The organism is Corynebacterium incognita, assembly GCF_014217255.1.
Lineage (GTDB): Bacteria > Actinomycetota > Actinomycetes > Mycobacteriales > Mycobacteriaceae > Corynebacterium > Corynebacterium incognitum.
On sequence record NZ_CP059404.1, the window covers coordinates 2,131,794 to 2,149,449 of the forward strand.

A 17,656-nucleotide genomic window follows, 5' to 3' on the forward strand; every position below is an offset into this window, starting at 1 on the left:
GCCCAAGGGTAGGCAAAACCGCGCCACCATGGTGGTGACGCGGTGTGTTAGCTACGTCTCTTTAAGACTGGGCGGCGCGGGATTCGGCGTCTTCGGCTTCGGCTGCCGCGGTGTACGCGGCGTCGAAACGCTGACGCCCAGTGGCGTAGTACAGCACCGTCATGATGACGGTGAAGGAAACTCCGACAGCAAGTGCCATGTGATAGTCCGACTGCCAGACCATGATTCCGAAAGTAAACAGGATGAAAGCGATGGCGAAATACTGCCCATACGGCCAGAACGGGACGGAGTACTGCAGCCCACGCTCTTCCTCGTTGGTCATCCTGCGGCGGGAAGCCACCTGGGCCAACAGGATCATAAGCCAGACAAAGATGGTGGCAAAAGTGGCCAGGGAGGCGACGATTTCAAAGACCCGCTCCGGCAACATGGCGTTGAGCACGACGCCGACGACCAACACAATGAGCAAGATGACAGTGGTCATGACGGGGACACCACGGACGGTCTTTGCCATGACCTGCGGGGCCAGGTTTTGCTTGGCCAGGCCGGTCAAGACCCGGCCGGCGCCGAAGAGGTCAGCGTTGATCGCGGACAACGCGGCGGTAATCACCACGACGTTGAGCAACGCCGCGGCCCAGTTGATGCCCAACGTGGAGAAGATCTGGACGAACGGGGAGGCCTCGCCGTCGATGCTGCGCCACGGGTTGATGAGAAGGATCACCAGGATAGCCAGGACGTAGAACAGCAGGATGCGAACCGGGACGGTATTGACCGCCTTGGGCACAGACTTCGCGGGATCCTCGGCCTCAGAGCCGGCCACGCCGATGATTTCCGTGCCGCCGAACGCGAAGAGAACAAGGATGAAGGAAGCGGCCATGCCCGACAGGCCGTTAGGGAAGAAGCCGCCGTCGTTAGTGAGGTTGGCAAAGCCACCCACGTCGCCCTCGCCGAGGTTGAACATGACGATGGCCGCGCCGCCGGCGATCATGGCGACGACCGCCGTGACCTTGATGATGGTGAAAGCGAACTCCAGCTCGCCGAAGGCTTTCACCATGGCCAGGTTGGCAGCACCGACAATCAGCAGGGTAACGGCGACCCAGACCCAGGAATCAGTATCGGGGAACCAAAAGCCCATGTACATGCTGATAGCTGTGAGATCCGCGAGGCAGACGATCACCATCTCAAAGGCGAACATCCAGCCGGTGATGTATCCGGCCCAGCCGCCCAAATAGCGTCGGGAGTATTCAGCGAACGAACCGGTGATGGGGTTGCGTACAGACATCTCGCCCAGCGCGCGGAGCATGAAGTACACCACCGCGCCGCCGAGGAGGTACACCAGCAATACCGAAGGTCCCGCGGCCTGGATGGCGCTGGCGGAGCCGTAGAACAAACCGGTGCCGATCGCGGAGCCCAGCGCAATGAAGTGCAGGTGGCGGTGCGACAAGCCAGGGGCTTTAGTTGTCGACGACTTCGTGGTCCGCGCCGTGGCGGACGAGGCTTGGCGTGAAGCGCTCACCGTGAAACTCCTTGAATGATGTGAAAGATGTGAAAGATGTGAAAGTGGGTCGGATTACAATATTGGGGTCATGCCCGAACGTGGGGAAGCATAATCTGGAAATAAAAAACAGCCCCTCCGCGCGGGATTTTCCGCGCAGGGGACTGTAGGGGAACTGTCGCCGTCTACCTTCATCGTGAGGGCTTGTACTTAGACGGCGGGCGTTCCCCGCGAAGGATGATGCTGGGTGGAAACCCAAACCAAGTTCGAAAGCATGTGGTTTACTGTACACCCAGACTGGGAATTATGCACATCGGTGTAAAAAATTGTGTGTTTGTGCACTGAGAGGGAGACATTTTAATGACCGCTTCACCCGCGACATCCAAGCCGCAAGTTCCCGCCGCACGCAACACTTTGCGCATCCTCGCACTACTGAGCACTATCGACGTCCCCGTCTCTGCAGCTCGCATCCGTGCGGAGTTGGAGCTCCCGCGCTCGAGTACCTATCACCTGCTCAATGAAATGGTGGACGCGGGGTTCGTGGTGTACCTGCCCGAAACTAAGACGTACGGGTTGGGGCTGGCCGCATACTCCATGGCTGCCGCCTATTCCACGCAGCAGCCACTGGTCCGGCTTGCGGACAAGTATCTGAAATCCGTGGCTGAGGACCTGTCGGGATCCGCGCACTTGTCGCGCCTGGTGGGGCAGGAGATCGTCTACCTGCAGGAGATTCGCGCCACCGGTGCGCCCTCGCTGATTACGGAGGTTGGGGTGCACCTGCCAGCCTTGCAGACGGCGTCGGGGCGCGTGTTGCTCGCCCATTTGCCGTCGGTGCAAGCGCGCGCAACATTTGACGGAATGTCTCCCCTCGTGCGGGAGCTCTACAACGGTTCGCCGTTGACCTATGGCGAGTTCGCCACGGTGATGGGCACTATCCGCGAGGCCGGCTGGGCAGAGGAAGTGGAGTCGGTGAGTAGGGGACAGGCCTCGGTAGCCGTTCCGGTATTTGACCACCTCGAGCGCCCGGCGGCCGCCTTGGCCGTGACCGCGCGGGTTGACGCCATGGGGAGCGAGACCATCGCGGGCGTCGCCAAGCAATTGGGCGACATCGCGTCTGTGATTTCAGACAAGATGTACGGGCGTGGTCGTGCCTAGCCGCTCCTTTCGCCGCGAGACCAGCATGCCATCGAGTACCGTGAAAGGTGTTCAAAAAGTAACGAGCAGCACAAACTTCACATAATGTAGTGGGTGTTACTCAAACGTTGAAAGGATGACGCCGTGGCCGACCATCAGGACACCAACTCTGGACATTCTGGCAGGGCTTTCAATGCTGGGTCGAAGTCCTACCCCGCAGAAGTGACCGTGGGCATCGGCCCGTTGACTATTGACGAAGTCGTTGCGGTAGCGCGTTACGGCGCGTCGGTGAACCTGGACTCTGCTGCGCTCAAAGAAGTTGCAGCTACCCGCGAGCGCATTGAAGAGTTGGCCGCGAACCCCGTCCCGGTGTACGGCGTGTCCACCGGTTTTGGCGCCCTGGCCCGCGAGCATATCCCTGCGGACATGCGCGCGCAGCTGCAGCTGTCCTTGGTCCGTTCCCATGCGGCGGGTTCCGGCCCGGAGGTCGAAGAAGAGGTCGTGCGTGCACTCATGCTCCTTCGCTTGTCGACGCTCGCGACCGGCCGCACCGGCGTGCGCCCCGTGGTGGTCGAAACCTACGCGGCTGCGCTCAATGCAAAGATCCATCCGGTGGTAAAGGAATACGGCTCCTTGGGCTGCTCGGGCGACCTCGCGCCGCTGGCACACTGCGCCCTGGCCCTGCTCGGCGAGGGCGAGGTTCGCGTTGCGGGCGGCGATGTTCAGCCGGCGGCCAGCGCCCTGGCCGCCGCAGGAATCGAGCCGTTGCAGCTCAAGGAGAAGGAGGGGCTGGCCCTCATCAACGGCACCGATGGCATGTTGGGGCAGCTGTGCTTGGCCGTTGCTGACCTGCAAGACCTCGCGAAGGTTGCTGATATTTCCACGGCCATGACCGTCGAGGGACTCCTGGGCACGCTCAGCGTCTTCGATGCCGATCTCCAGGAGTTGCGCCCGCACCCGGGTCAAGCTGACTCGGCGGCGAACATTGCTGCCGTGGCGGCGGGTTCCCCGATGCTGGCGGCGGCCCAAGAGGATTTCCGCGAGAAATACGTGCAGGACGCCTACTCGGTCCGCTGTGCCCCGCAAGTAGCAGGCGGTTTCCGCGACACCATCGCCCACGCAGCGACGGTGGCGTCACGCGAACTCGCCGCGGCCGTGGACAACCCAGTGGTGGCCAAGGACGGCCGCGTGGCCTCTAATGGCAACTTCCATGGCGCGCCTGTGGCGTACGTCCTCGACTTCCTTGCCGTGGTGACTGCCGACCTGGCTTCCATGTCGGAACGCCGCACCGACCGTTTCCTGGATCCCGCCCGCAACCGCGGCCTCAACGCGTTCCTCGCCGGCGACCCCGGTGTGGACTCAGGTCACATGATCGCGCAGTACACCCAGGCGGGCATCGTCGCGGAACTCAAGCGCAACGCGGTTCCGGCTTCGGCGGACTCTATTCCGTCCTCGGCGATGCAGGAAGATCACGTATCCCTCGGCTGGTCAGGCGCCCGAAAGCTGCGCCGCTCTATCGACGGCCTGCAGCGAGTCCTCGCCATTGAGATTCTCACCGCGGCGCGTGCCATCGATGCCCGCGGCGGACAGCCTGCAGCCGGAACCGGGGCTGTAATAGCAGCTCTGCGGGAGCGCGTCGAAGGGCCTGGCCCGGATCGTTTCCTTTCCCCAGAGATTGAAGCCGCTGTCTCACTCGTCGCCTCCGGCGAGGTGCTCCGCGCAGCGGAAGGGGCGGTAGGGGCGCTCAAATAAGCAGGTGCGCTCCAATTAGCCGGTAAGCACAACTCTCTATATGTGCCCGCCTGCCCGATCTGGGCTGGCGGGTTTTGTCTTGGCTCTCTTTAGTGGGGCTGGAGATAACAGGAGGGGTGAGGAAAAACTGTTGAAACAAGTATTTAAAGACAATCTGTGCAGGTGGGTAACGTGTTACACACTGAGAATGTGTGAATAATCACCTGAAGGTTTCTATGTGGGGTGCGGAGTTGGGAAGTGCTTAACTACCACTGTGGTTGATTAGAGTTTGGGAAAATAGGCCTTACTTACCCATTGGTGGAAGATTTACAATTCCTGACAGCTGTACTAAGTTTCATTATGGTTACTCTTAGAATAAGTAGACCTTTAATTGTGGATGCGGAAGCACTGCTCGACATAGGACGCCATATGACCCCTTCACACTCCCCTTTATTGCAACGCGGAAAGGCTATTACCCGAGCCTTGAGTTTAGGTCTAGTGGTAATGTTCGGCTGCGCTGGTGCCGCAGTGGCGGAAGATTCCTCGGTCGGCCCAGCGGTGGTTATGGGGGAGGACGGGCAAGACGATCGTCTGGTCATCGACGAGAACATGCTCTCGGAGGAGATGGCTGAGGTAGCGGATGCTAAATCGACGCATCCTTCGAGCGCTTCTTCAAGTGCATCGACTTCACCTAGCTCAAGTGCTTCTTCTAGTTCGGTCGAGCCCACAGTTTCTTCCACTCAGAAGGAAACGTCCAAGGCTCAGGCTTCTGAACCCTCGCTAGTTAACAGCCCCACTGAGGTGGAGAGCACGGAACCGACTCTGCTGAAACCTCCGAGCGCTGAGTCCTCGGCTGCCGAGGAGACCCCTGAATCCCCCAGCGTAGAAGTTTCCACGCCAACTACTGTGGAAACTTCTACTCAAGAAGACAATGCAGAAGCCTCCACGAGCTTGACCAACGAGGTCACGGAAACCACCGAGGCCCCGGAGACGACCGCAGGTGAAGAAGATGCCATTGCGGCGCTGAACGGTTTGTCTCCCGAAGGCATTCCGGATGAAAACGATCCGTTGTTTTCTTGGATGTCCGAAGACGCTCAGCCGAGCAATGAAGCGGAAACTGAAAAGGAAAGTGCCGCAGCTGAGCAGGAGAGTGCCGCGGCTTCATCCAGCGCCCAAAAGCCTGCCGAGAGCCGTTCGATGTCGCGCGCACTAGCCGTTGCGGCGGCTGCCAACCTCACGTGTTCACCAGGTTCGTACTACAGCACGGATTTGAATGGTGTAGTTTATCGCGGCACGAAGAGCGGAACGACCTATACGGCTCCGACTAGGACCTTCCAATTCCGCCGTAACACCTTGAATTACCAGGGGTACCCTTACTACGGTTCACAGGTCAACGGACTGGGCATTAACTCCGACGGATCGATCGCCTACGCTTTGGATCGCTTTGACTGGGCAAATACCGTTGACATCCTGCGTTACAACACCGCAACCGGCACCTCTACGGTACCTAAGCGCATCACAATTCAGGCGCCGCGCGGCACCAACTTCAGCACCACCGGCATCGTGGGCGGTGCGGTGTCAAAGAAAACTGGAGATAACGACTACTACTTTGGCGGATTTACCACGGGACAGGTTTCCACTCAGTACTGGGTTCCGCCGAGGTACGAATGGCGTCCCTTCTACGATAGATATGGGCGTTACCTCTACCATGACTGGTACCAGGTGGGTGGCGGTTACTACGAAACGGTCACTGAACACACCGTGCGGTTTAACCTGTGGCGCTACGACGCTGAAACCAATACCGTCGCGTACCTGGGCTATACCCCGGTTGTCACCAGTTATTCCCCTTTGCCGCCAGCAAACGGCGACATCTCCTTCGACGCTGAGGGCAACCTTTACGTCCTCTACTCAACGACGTCGCAATCTAAGATTGTGCCGATCACCAAGGAATCGATTGCAGCCGCGGAGAGCCGGTTGCCCGTTGGTATAGACGATCAAAAGACCAACGAGTATTACGAACTCGCGGCACAGGCGACCCCTGCGCTCCCCGGAACAGGGGCTGTCTACTACGGTATGACGTTTATTTCCGATGGCACCATCGTTGCGCAAACCGATGACAATAACGGCTTGCCACGGTACGTCAACATCGACCCAGCAACCGGTAAGGTCGTCAGCTCCAGCCTGGGCTATAGCGGAGTAGGTGAACACACGGATACGGCTGGCTGTAACAGCTTCCCGACGATCGCTTTGGAAAAGGACTTCCAGCGCGCGAACTCGAACCACGAGGTTAAGCTGGAGATTCTCCAGAAAGGCAATAACATCCCAGTGGGCTCCGCCGTGACCAACGGCCTGGAGCCTGACGGATCCATTAGGGAGGGCCGTCAGGATGAGTTCGCAGGCCCGGTTCCGGCACGTGCGGGGCAGACCTACATCCTCCGAGAGACAGGCACCGTGCGTGAGGGCACCGCTGGCGCGGCCCCGAATGCCAACGAGTACAACGTGACTCTGCAGTGCGTGAATGACACGACAGGGGCCATATTGCCTGTCACGGACGTCAGCACTGTCACGTCACCGCCGACGCGGCAGTACGAAGTGGTGGTACCGAACTCTTCCACCAGCGTGGCCGCCGTGACCTGTAAATACGTCAACAAGGCACGCGTGGGTACGCTGACCTTCAATAAGACGGATACTGCGAAGGACGGATCAATTTCGATGCTGGCAGGTTCCGAATGGGAGCTGCGGCAAACCGACGCGCCCGCGGGCACGACACCTCGTAGGTTCGCGCTCAAGGACTGCGTGGCTGAAATTGCTGAAGCATGTTTGCGGGAAAACTACGACCTAAACCCCGCCGAAGGCGAGTTCTTGGTGGACAACATCCCGTATGGCAAGTACGAGCTGGTGGAGACCAAGGCGCCAACGGGCTACGAGCTTCTTAAAAATCCCATTCCGGTCACCGTTGATCGTGGATCCGTTAGCCTTCGGCCAGTCAACTACAACGAAAAAGATCTGGGCAATATCGACAACGTTCAGATCACTGGAACTGTGATTTGGCAGAAGCTCGCCGAGAACCCCAACATGCCGAGTGATCCGTCTTTGCTTGGTGGGTCAACGTGGACGATTACTCCCGTCGATGCCAACAACAGGCCGACCGGCGCCGCTCGCGTAATAGAGGACTGTATTGCTGCTGGTTGTACGGAAGACCTCAAGGATTCTGATCCGTCGCCGGGCGACTTCCTGATCAAGGGTCTTCCATCGGGGCGCTACGCGCTTCAAGAAACCAAGGCGCCTTTGGGATTCCGGGTAGATCCGACTATTCGCTACTTCATCGTCCCGGATTCGGGTTCGGTGAACGTCGGTTCGTTCGTCAACGATCTCATCGTTGAACCGACGCTGCCGAAGACTGGTTCTTACGGCGTGGCACCACTGTTCGCCTTCGCCGGGCTCATCATAGCCGTCGGCCTGGCCTTAGGGATGAGGCGACAATGGCTCGCATAACCCGTTTGCAGGCTCGGACTAAGGCGCGACATGGGCCTCGCGCCGGTCCGTCCTCGCACAGTTCACTCCAACTCCACAATCGTCATACCCCACCGAATCCTCTCGCTCTTTTCTTCACAGAAAGTAGAATCACCATGACTTCTCGTATTGCTCCTCGCGCCCTGGCTCTCACCGCGGCGGTCAGCGCCACCCTCGTTGCTGGTTCCTTCGGCTTCGATACCACCGTCCCTGTCGCCACCGCTCAGGTCTCCGCGCAGGCAATCCCAGCTGATGCCACCGGTAACATCAACATTCACAAGTTCGTCAACACGACAATCGGTGAGCAGGCAAACGGTCAGGAAATGCCGACCGCCGGTATGGGCGTCGCTCTCGACGGAGTGGAGTACAAGGTTGAGCGCGTGCAGGCTGACGTGACCACCAACGCTGGCCTGGAGGCCGCTTCCAAGCTGACCCCGGATACCGCGCAGATTGACACCGGCTTCGCCGCACAGACCCAGACCACTGCTGATGGCGGTCTGGCTACCTTCAGCAACCTGCCGGTTGGTGTTTACCTGGTCACTGAGGTCTCCGCCCCGGACGGCGTCGTGAAGGCTCCGCCGTTCCTGGTTTTCTTGCCAATGACCAACCCGGACGGCTCGGGCTGGAACTTCGACGTTCACGCGTACCCGAAGAACACCGAGACCAAGGTGGACAAGAAGATTGACGACACCGACAAGAACGTCGGTGATGACATCACCTACACCATCACCTCGGACATTCCGGCTCTCGCGAACGAGACGACCGAGCTCGAGAAGTACATCGTCCAGGATGACCTGGACGAGGCTATGCTGACCACGTCTCCGGATAAGGTGACTGTGAACGTGGGCGGCACCGAGTATGTCCAGGGCACCGACTACAACGTCACGGTCGACGCCACGACCCAGCAGGTTGAGGTTGTCTTCACCCCGGCCGGTCTGTCCAAGCTCACCGCTGCTAAGCGTGCAGATGACACCGTTCGCGTGGAGACCGCCATCTCCGCGACCGTCGGCGCCATCGGCGATGGCACCGGCGTGGTCACCAACGACGCGAAGACCATCACCAACAACGGCGGCGGCGGTGGTGACACCACCACTCCGTCTAACGAGGTCATCACCCGTTGGGGCAAGGTCAACATCAACAAGAAGGACGAGGGTGGCACGGCCCTTGCTGGCGCAATCTTTTCGGTCTACGAGTGCACCGCTGACGGCCAGACTGTCGGCGATGCCTTGACCCTGCAGGGCCAGGATTCTTCCGACCAGTACGCGGGGTCCCAGTTCACCACCGCTGCCGACGGCACCGTCGTCATCGATGGTCTGCACGTGACCAACTACGAGAACGGCGCCGCGCTGCCGGAGCCGAAGAATTACTGCCTCGTTGAGGAGCAGGCTCCTGCGGGCTTTGCCAAGCTGCGTGAGCCGATCCCATTCCAGCTGCAGGAGGGCGCCGCGGACGTCACCGGCACCGACGCCGAGGGCAACATCGAGTACACCGCTGACGTCGTGAACTACAAGGACAACACGCTGCCGGGCACCGGTGGCATGGGTGTGACCTTCATCCTCATTGCTGGTGCGGCTGTTGTGGGTGCAGGTGCTTACGCCGCTAAGCGCAACAGCAAGCAGGCTTAAGCTCACTACAAATCACCGCACGCAACCGCAATCCCGTAGGAAAGAAGATTCATGAACAGCACCACCACAGCCAGCCGACCCGCCGGGGCCTCGCCCGCAGCGGGTGGTCAGGGGCGCAAGAAGGCGCTGCTGCCCGTGTTGTTGGTGGTGTTGGGCATGTTGATTCTGCTCTACCCAGTGGTGGCCAGCCAATGGAACAATGTGCAGCAGGCGCGCGTGGCCAAGCAGTACGAGCAGCAGCTCAACCACGTGGCACCCGAGAAGCGCAATGAAGCCATCGAGTCCGCGCGCGACTACAACAAAAAGCATTCGGGCATCCCGATCCTGGACCCGTGGCTTAACCGCCTGTCCAAGGACAACGTGGATTACCAGGCGTATCTCAAAGAACTCTCCGGGCAACCGGCAATGAGCCAGGTGGTTATCCCGGCGATCAACTCGAACCTGCCCGTCTACCACGGCACGGATCACGGGACCCTGCAAAAGGGCGTCGGGCACCTTTACGGATCGGCGTTGCCCGTGGGCGGTTCCGGTACCCATACGGTGCTCACCGGCCATACTGGACTGACCAACGCGACGTTGTGGGATAACCTCAACGAGGTTAACGAAGGCGACGCGGTCTACCTCAACACCTTCGGCGAGCCGATGAAGTATGAGGTGGACAAGATCGAGGTCGTGCTCCCTGAGGAGACGGATTCTCTCAACCCGGTGGAGGGCAAGGACCTTATCACGCTCATCACCTGTACTCCGTACGGCGTGAACTCCCACCGACTTCTCGTGCACGGTCACCGTGTGCCGATGGATGAGGCAGACCACAAGGCATTCGAGAATACCTCGGGCTTTGTGATGCAGTGGTGGATGTGGCTGGTGCTGGCTATCGTCGCGCTTATTTTGTTGAGCCTGTTGTGGTGGTTGCGCCGTAACAAGCGGAAGAATTCGCAGAACAATCAAGGCATTGAGGAGGGCGATCACCCGGATGCGCTCTAAAATTTCCCCTTTCGTGGCGTTCGCCTGCGCCACGGGCCTGAGCCTGTCGATTTTCGTGGGACCGGCGTTGGCCGATGCCCGCACGGTGACTGGCGACGTCTCCGCCATCAGCGTGGCGGCCATTGACCCAAGCCGCGCGGTGTCGCTGTCTCTGCAGATGACGCACCCGAACCCGTATAACGATCAGGAGCCGGGGCAGTTGCCGCAGGGGCCGATGGGCGGTCACATCATCACTGTGTCGCGTGTCTCGGGCGTGGACCTGACCACTGTGGCAGGCTGGGAGACCGCAAAGAAGCTGACCGTAGCGCAGGCTCGGGAGAAGGGGCTGGCCGAAGCGGCCCGTGCCCAGACTGATGATTCTGGGCGTGTGAGTTTCTTTGGTCTCACCCCAGGGCTTTACCTTGTGGAGGAGACTGTTCCGTCTAACCCTGACGTTGAGTACGTGGCTACCCGTCCGTTCCTCGTCACGTTGCCTATCGGCGACGGACAAAACGGTGTGTGGGATTACGATGTGGAGCTTTTGGCCAAGACCGACAAGGTTCCGCCAGGGGAGACCACTCCACCGGAGACGCTTCCGGAGACCCCGACGATGCCGCCGTTTACTCCGCCGGACACTCCGAAGGAATCGACCCCGCCTGAGGAGCCGGGGCCGGGACCGTCGGACCCGCCGGTGGTTCCCACGACGTCGACAAGCTCCGTGACCCCAGCGCCGCCGGTGTCAGGGATACCGGGAGAACCTGGCGAGCCGCAGGGTCCGCTGGCTAGGGCGCTGGCATCGACTGGTGCCAGTGTGGTTGGCCTGGTTCTGGTGGCCGGAGGTTTGGTGGCTCTTGGTGCGGTGCTGTCGCGGCGACGTAAAGAAGATAGCTAAATCTCGCATGTGAGACACTTGGGCTGGTTTTCCCAGCCCATCGTGGCGTGGTCGGCGTTACATTAATCATGTAATGAAGTTCGCGCCATGTTTTTATGTGGCCCCTAATACACAGGAAGGCTGACCACCATGTCTCAACCCCGCGAAGTCCGCTCCCCACGCGGCACCGAAATCTCCGCGAAGTCCTGGCAGACCGAGGCCCCGCTGCGCATGCTCATGAACAACCTCGACCCCGAGGTTGCGGAGCGCCCCGAGGACCTGGTGGTCTACGGAGGCACCGGCAAGGCCGCGCGTAGCTGGGAGGCCTTCGACGCGATCGTCGAGACGCTCAAGGATCTCGAAGCCGATGAAACCCTGCTGGTCCAGTCCGGCAAGCCCGTCGGCGTGTGGAAGACGAACGAGTGGGCGCCGCGCGTGCTCATCGCCAACTCCAACCTGGTGGGCGACTGGGCCAACTGGGAGCACTTCCGCGAGCTTGAGGCCGAGGGGCTTATGATGTACGGGCAGATGACCGCGGGCTCCTGGATTTACATCGCCACCCAGGGCATCCTGCAGGGCACCTTCGAGACCTTCGCGGCAGTGGCCAAGAAGCGTTTTGGCGGCACCCTGGCCGGCACCTTCACCCTGACCGGTGGCTGCGGTGGCATGGGTGGCGCGCAGCCGCTGGCCGTCACCCTCAACGGCGGCGCTTGCCTCATCGTGGATGTGGACGAGACCCGACTCAAGCGTCGCCAGGGCAAGCGCTACCTGGATGAGGTCACCACCAACCTTGATGAGGCGCTGGAGATGGTACTCAAGGCCAAGGAGGAGAAGAAGCCCCTGTCCGTCGGCCTGGTAGGCAACGCAGCCGAGGTATTCCCAGAGATCCTGCGCCGTCAGCGCGCCGGCGAATTCACCGTCGACGTCGTTACCGACCAGACCTCCGCGCACGATCCGCTGAGCTACCTGCCTACCGAGATCTCCGTGGAGGACTGGCACCGCGAGGCTGAGGCTGATCCGGTCACCTTCACCAAGAAGTCCCGCGAGGCCATGGCTGCACAGGTTCGGGCCATGGTGGATTTCCAGGACGAGGGCGCCGAGGTCTTTGACTACGGCAACTCCATCCGCGACGAGGCCCGCAAGGCCGGCTACAACCGCGCATTCGAGTTCCCGGGCTTCGTGCCTGCCTACATCCGACCGCTGTTCTGTGAGGGTCTCGGCCCATTCCGCTGGGCAGCACTGTCCGGCGACCCGGAGGACATCAAGGTCACCGACCAGGCGCTCAAGGAGTTGTTCCCGGACAACGAGCACCTGCACAACTGGCTGGACGCCGCTGAGGAATACGTGGAATTCGAAGGCCTGCCAGCACGTATTTGCTGGCTCGGCTACGACGAGCGCCACAAGGCTGGCCTGCTATTCAACGACCTGGTCAAGGAGGGCAAGATCTCCGCGCCGATCGCCATCGGCCGCGACCACCTGGACTCCGGCTCCGTGGCCTCCCCGTACCGCGAGACCGAGGCGATGCTCGACGGCACCGACGCCGTCGCCGACTGGCCACTGCTCAACGCCATGACCGCAGTGTCCTCCGGCGCTACCTGGGTCTCCATCCACCACGGCGGCGGCGTGGGCATGGGCCGCTCCATCCACGCCGGCCAGGTCTCCGTGGCCGACGGCACTGAGCTGGCCGCCGCCAAGCTGCGCGCGGTGCTCACTAACGACCCGGGCATGGGCGTTATCCGCCACGTGGACGCTGGTTACGACCGTGCGGACGAAGTCGCCCGCGAGCGCGGCGTGCGCATCCCGATGCCGTTCAAGTCCCGCGAGAGCTAACACGCTCATCGACGTACCGTGGAACCCGTAAGGAACAATTGTCCTTGCGGGTTTTGCGCGTTAATCAATTAAAGGAGAAAAAGATGTCTACGTTGTTTACCGGTATCTCTGAGCTGCGCACCGTTGCGGAGGCGGGCACCATCAAGGATGCTGCGCTGGTGGTGGAAGACGGCTGCATCGCCTGGATTGGTGCTGCTGCTGACGCCCCCGCGGCGGACGAGAAGGTGGATCTCGGCGGCCGCGCCGTGCTGCCGGGCTGGGTGGACTCGCACACCCACATGATTTTTGCGGGCGACCGCGGCGAGGAATTCGAGGCCCGCATGGCGGGGGAGAACTACGCGGCTGGTGGCATCGCGGTGACAATGGAAGCCACCCGCAACGCGGGTGAGCAGAAGCTGGAGCAGCTCCTCCTGGGGCGTATCGCGGCGGCCCATGCGGGCGGCACCACCACCATGGAAACCAAGACCGGCTACGGCCTTAACGTCGAGTCTGAGCGCCAGGCCGCGGAACTCGCCGCCCGCCACGTCGATGACGTCACGTTCCTTGGCGCTCACCTCGTGCCGCCGGGTTCTGACGCGGAGCCCTATCTGGACATCGTGGTCGGCGACATGCTCGATGCGGTGGCCCCGCACGCGCAGTGGATTGACGTGTTCTGCGAGCGCGGTGCGTTCGACGAAACGCAGTCCCGCCGTGTCCTCGAAGCCGGCAAGGCAAAGGGTTTGGGCGTGCGTGTGCACGGCAACCAGCTTGGCGACGGCCCCGGCGTGCAGATGGCCGTGGAACTCGGCGCGGCCTCAGTGGACCACGTCAACTACCTCACCGATGAGGACGTTGAGGCGCTGGCCAACTCGGATACGGTGGCGACCATGCTCCCGGCGTGCGACTTGTCTACTCGCCAGCCGCTCGCGCCGGGCCGTCGCCTCATCGACGCCGGTGCGACCGTGGCCATCGCTTCCAACCTCAACCCAGGCACCAGCTACACCTCGGCGATGAACTATTGCATCACCACCGCGGTACTGCAGCAGGAGCTCACGCTGGAAGAGGCCATCGCCGCCGGTACTCTGGGCGGCGCTAAGGCGCTCCGCCGCCACGCCGTGAGCGAGACCGGTGACAACGCCGGCGCCGACGCCCAGGGCCGACCCGCCAAGGGCCAGCTCATCGTCGGCGCCGCCGCGGACCTCCACGTCCTGGACACCGCCAACGCCATCGACCTAGCCTACCGCCCCGGCATGCCACTGACCTGGCACACCTACGTCGCCGGCCAGCAGGTGTTTTAGCCACCCCACCAACACCACACTAGACAAAGCCCGCTGCCGGGCCCTCCTTTACCGGAGCGGCCCAGCAGCGGGTGTCTGCGTCACACTGTATTCCCCGAGAGAGAAGGGGTCTTTACTTCTGGAAGCACGGGGTGCCCAGGGCGAGATCGGTGCCGCGGGAACCATCCGTCTCCGCAAGCTCAACTGCGAATTCCTTATTCGTGCGGGACAGGGGAACCGTGATGAGCTTTGGCGCATCGCCTAGGTTGTGGGTGATGGTTTTGATGCGCTCTCCGTCGAGGTAGACGTGGAGAACGCCTGCGACATTGCCGTCACCAATAGGCCCGAGAACGGTCTTGAACTCCTTGTAGGAGCCATTGAGTGCTGCACCGTAGTGTCTATTTGGAGAGCGGTCAGACTTGAGGTAATTCTTGTTGCCAATCACGACTGTGTCGCGGAATTGATAGCCACCATTGATGTCGCCCCAGTAGTCAAAGTTGCCGGTGCAGACGGTACCAATGCCGATGCTGGGCTTCGGTGCCGGGACATTGATGCCGGTGTTGCCCTTGGACGGTGCGGAGGTGGAGCTGCCTACGGAGCCCAACGCGCCCGCGATGAGGGTGATGATGGTGATGGCGGCTGCGATGGCTTCCTTCGCCTGTGGAAGCATCTGCATGATTTCTTTCGGGCTTGGCATCTTTGGAGTACGCATACAAAGGCCTTTCGAGAGAGAGTGGACTGATGTGCTGTAACGCGAGCGAGTTCGCTGTAGTTACAAGTCAGGGGTTACCCTCTCGCAAATGTTTTGTCATGCGATGTTGCCACCCAATTTTTTCCCGTACCCCGCGCTGGCGCCGGATTTTCGGGCATTACATAATTATATAAACTATTGTAATGCGGGGTTCTGACTTTGTGATCCTTCGGGTGGAGTGGGGGGACGGGGGTAGGGATTGTTGCTGGGATCGCGGGACGTCGACAAGCGGATCCATGGCGGGTGCCGTCGCGGGCTACGCGCGCCGCGTGCCTCCGTGCTCACAGCGGAAATCACCCCTGGAGGTAGAGGCAAGAAAGTCTCGTATGGTGCTTATTGCGTTTGTCGCGTACTGTGGAGCGGGCAATGAGCATTACCGATAACGCCACCGGCGGCGTGAACGAGCCGGACGTAGAAAATAGTCAGTCGGAATCTCAGGAAACTTCGCAGAACGAGCAGCCACAGGCTGACGTTCAATCTCAGGACAACGGCGTCACCGATGCCCGCGTGTCTGAGCAGCAGGCCGACACCGGCCAGGGGAATGCGGAACCTTCTGAGGACACCGGCGCTGAGTCCGAGGACTCGGCCAACGAAAGTACCCAGGGGTTTGACACTCTCGGCCTGCCAGACGAGGTTATTAAGGCCGTCGAAAAGGTTGGTTTCACCACCCCTTCACCGATCCAGCAAGAAACCATCCCACTGCTGATGGAAGGTCGCGACGTCGTCGGCCTCGCGCAGACCGGTACGGGCAAGACCGCGGCGTTTGCGCTGCCGGTGCTGTCGCGTATCGACGCCGCTGCGCGCTACCCGCAGGCATTGGTCCTGGCTCCGACCCGTGAGCTGGCCTTGCAGGTTGCCGACTCGTTCCAGTCGTTTGCGGATCACCTCGGACGCATCGAGGTGCTGCCGATTTACGGTGGCCAGGCCTACGGCATCCAGCTGTCCGGCCTGCGCCGTGGTGCGCAGATCGTCGTGGGCACTCCGGGGCGCGTTATCGACCACCTGGAGAAGGGGTCCCTGGACATCTCCCAGCTGAAGTACCTTGTTCTGGACGAGGCTGACGAGATGCTCAACATGGGCTTCCAGGAAGACGTGGAGCGCATCCTGGCGGATACGCCGGATGACAAGCAGGTGGCTTTGTTCTCCGCGACGATGCCGAATGGCATCCGCCGGATTTCCAAGCAATACCTGAACGACCCAGCCGAGGTCACCGTGAAGTCGGAGACCCGTACCAACACGAACATCACCCAGCGTTTCTTGCTGACCCCGCACCGCGCCAAGATGGATGCGTTCACCCGCATCCTCGAGGTCATTGACTACGACGGCATCATCGTGTTCGTGCGCACCAAGCATGAGACGGAGAACGTCGCAGAGCAGTTGCGTGCGCAGGGCTACAGCGCTGCTGCCATTAACGGCGACATCGCGCAGAACCAGCGTGAGCGCACCGTCGACCAGCTCAAGGACGGCCGCCTGGACATCCTCGTTGCTACCGATGTTGCGGCGCGTGGCCTGGACGTTGAGCGTATCTCTCACGTGGTCAACTTCGACATTCCGAACGACACTGAGTCCTATGTCCACCGCATTGGCCGCACCGGCCGTGCAGGCCGTACCGGCGAGGCAATCCTGTTCGTGACTCCTCGTGAGCGCCGCATGCTGCGCAACATTGAGCGTGTCACCAAGGCCCGCCTGGAAGAAATGGATCTGCCTTCCGTCGATGAGGTGAATACCGCCCGCAAGGCTAAGTTCACCCAGAAGATCACCGAGAAGCTCGATGATTCCCAGATGGAAATGTTCCGCGGGATGCTGCGTAAGTACTCGGAGACCAACAACGTTGCGATGGACGATATCGCTGCTGCGCTGGCAGTTGCCCTGCAGGGTGACACTGAGTTCCTGATGAAGGAGCAGCCAAAGCACAAGCGCGACAAGTTCGACCGGGACAAGTTCGACCGCGATGACCGTCGCGGTGGCCGCCGTGACCGTGACGACCGTCGCGGTGGCCGCGACCGCGGACCGCGCCGCCCGGATGGTGACTTCGAGTCTTACCGTATTGCGGTGGGCCGTCGCCACAACGTGCGACCAGGCGCCATCGTTGGCGCTATCGCGAATGAGGGCGGCTTGTCCTCCGGCGACTTTGGACGCATCACGATTACGGAAAACCGCACCATCGTGGAGCTGCCGAAGAACTTGGATCCTTCCGTGTTGAGCCGCTTGTCCGATACTCGTATCCAGGGCCAGCTCATCAACATTGAGAAGGACACTGGACGCCCGCCACGTGACCGTGATGACCGCGGTGGCCGTGGCTTCGGCGGACGCGGACGTGGCCGTGATGATCGCGGTGGAGATCGCCGTGATGACCGTCGTGGTGGCCGCGGTGGCCGTGGCTTCGGCGGCGGACGCGACCGTGACGACCGCCGAGGTAGCTGGCGCGACTAGTCTCCGTCTTTCGCCCTCTAGACGCTAACCCGGGATGCGCATTGCGCTCCCGGGTTT

11 protein-coding genes are annotated in these 17,656 nt (G+C 61.2%); 9 read left to right on the top strand and 2 right to left on the bottom strand.

Going from position 1 to position 17,656, the window contains the following annotated elements; translation table 11 throughout:
* Positions 1–61: 61 nt before the first annotated feature.
* Positions 62–1,441 carry an amino acid permease gene (locus H0194_RS09940; protein ID WP_211996090.1) on the bottom strand — a complete coding sequence of 460 codons (1,380 nt, stop codon included), beginning with the start codon at positions 1,439–1,441 and terminating at the stop codon, positions 62–64.
* 411 nt (positions 1,442–1,852) lie between these two features.
* Between H0194_RS09940 and H0194_RS09945 the strand changes: the two genes are divergently transcribed.
* The 8 genes from H0194_RS09945 to hutI all read left to right on the top strand — a co-directional run bounded on the left by H0194_RS09945 (position 1,853) and on the right by hutI (position 14,436).
* On the top strand, positions 1,853–2,647 hold the full coding sequence (locus H0194_RS09945) for an IclR family transcriptional regulator (protein ID WP_185175719.1): 795 nt from the start codon (positions 1,853–1,855) through the stop codon (positions 2,645–2,647).
* Between the two features lie 201 nt (positions 2,648–2,848).
* Positions 2,849–4,378, top strand: coding sequence for a histidine ammonia-lyase (gene hutH, locus H0194_RS09950; protein ID WP_246389179.1), 1,530 nt, complete (start codon positions 2,849–2,851; stop codon positions 4,376–4,378).
* 372 nt (positions 4,379–4,750) lie between these two features.
* On the top strand, positions 4,751–7,852 hold the full coding sequence (locus tag H0194_RS09955) for an MSCRAMM family protein (RefSeq protein WP_185175721.1): 3,102 nt from the start codon (positions 4,751–4,753) through the stop codon (positions 7,850–7,852).
* A gap of 134 nt (positions 7,853–7,986) precedes the next feature.
* Positions 7,987–9,495, top strand: coding sequence for a SpaH/EbpB family LPXTG-anchored major pilin (locus H0194_RS09960; RefSeq protein ID WP_185175722.1), 1,509 nt, complete (start codon positions 7,987–7,989; stop codon positions 9,493–9,495).
* A gap of 51 nt (positions 9,496–9,546) precedes the next feature.
* On the top strand, positions 9,547–10,479 hold the full coding sequence (locus H0194_RS09965; RefSeq protein ID WP_185175723.1) for a class C sortase: 933 nt from the start codon (positions 9,547–9,549) through the stop codon (positions 10,477–10,479).
* On the top strand, positions 10,469–11,350 hold the full coding sequence (locus H0194_RS09970) for an LPXTG cell wall anchor domain-containing protein (protein WP_185176995.1): 882 nt from the start codon (positions 10,469–10,471) through the stop codon (positions 11,348–11,350). Before H0194_RS09965 ends, H0194_RS09970 begins: the two co-directional genes overlap by 11 nt.
* Positions 11,351–11,479: 129 nt before the next feature.
* Positions 11,480–13,159, top strand: coding sequence for a urocanate hydratase (gene hutU, locus H0194_RS09975; RefSeq protein ID WP_185175724.1), 1,680 nt, complete (start codon positions 11,480–11,482; stop codon positions 13,157–13,159).
* An 83-nt stretch (positions 13,160–13,242) separates the two neighbouring features.
* On the top strand, positions 13,243–14,436 hold the full coding sequence (gene hutI, locus H0194_RS09980) for an imidazolonepropionase (protein ID WP_185175725.1): 1,194 nt from the start codon (positions 13,243–13,245) through the stop codon (positions 14,434–14,436).
* A gap of 112 nt (positions 14,437–14,548) precedes the next feature.
* Here the strand turns inward: hutI and H0194_RS09985 are convergent, their stop codons facing one another.
* The gene (locus tag H0194_RS09985) at positions 14,549–15,127 is read right to left on the bottom strand and encodes a hypothetical protein (protein ID WP_185175726.1); all 579 of its coding nucleotides are present in this window, start codon (positions 15,125–15,127) and stop codon (positions 14,549–14,551) included.
* Positions 15,128–15,532: 405 nt separating this feature from the next.
* On the opposite strand from H0194_RS09985, the gene H0194_RS09990 reads away from it, so the two are divergent.
* Complete coding sequence (locus H0194_RS09990) at positions 15,533–17,599, top strand: DEAD/DEAH box helicase (RefSeq protein ID WP_185175727.1); 2,067 nt, start codon at positions 15,533–15,535, stop codon at positions 17,597–17,599.
* Positions 17,600–17,656: the final 57 nt, after the last annotated feature.

Coding starts and splice junctions, on each gene's coding strand:
- hutI (WP_185175725.1), top strand. CDS start 13,243: ATGTCTACGTTGTTTACCGGTATCTCTGAGCTGCGCACCGTTGCGGAG.
- H0194_RS09960 (WP_185175722.1), top strand. CDS start 7,987: ATGACTTCTCGTATTGCTCCTCGCGCCCTGGCTCTCACCGCGGCGGTC.
- H0194_RS09945 (WP_185175719.1), top strand. CDS start 1,853: ATGACCGCTTCACCCGCGACATCCAAGCCGCAAGTTCCCGCCGCACGC.
- H0194_RS09985 (WP_185175726.1), bottom strand. CDS start 15,127: ATGCGTACTCCAAAGATGCCAAGCCCGAAAGAAATCATGCAGATGCTT.
- H0194_RS09990 (WP_185175727.1), top strand. CDS start 15,533: ATGAGCATTACCGATAACGCCACCGGCGGCGTGAACGAGCCGGACGTA.
- H0194_RS09965 (WP_185175723.1), top strand. CDS start 9,547: ATGAACAGCACCACCACAGCCAGCCGACCCGCCGGGGCCTCGCCCGCA.
- hutU (WP_185175724.1), top strand. CDS start 11,480: ATGTCTCAACCCCGCGAAGTCCGCTCCCCACGCGGCACCGAAATCTCC.
- H0194_RS09970 (WP_185176995.1), top strand. CDS start 10,469: ATGCGCTCTAAAATTTCCCCTTTCGTGGCGTTCGCCTGCGCCACGGGC.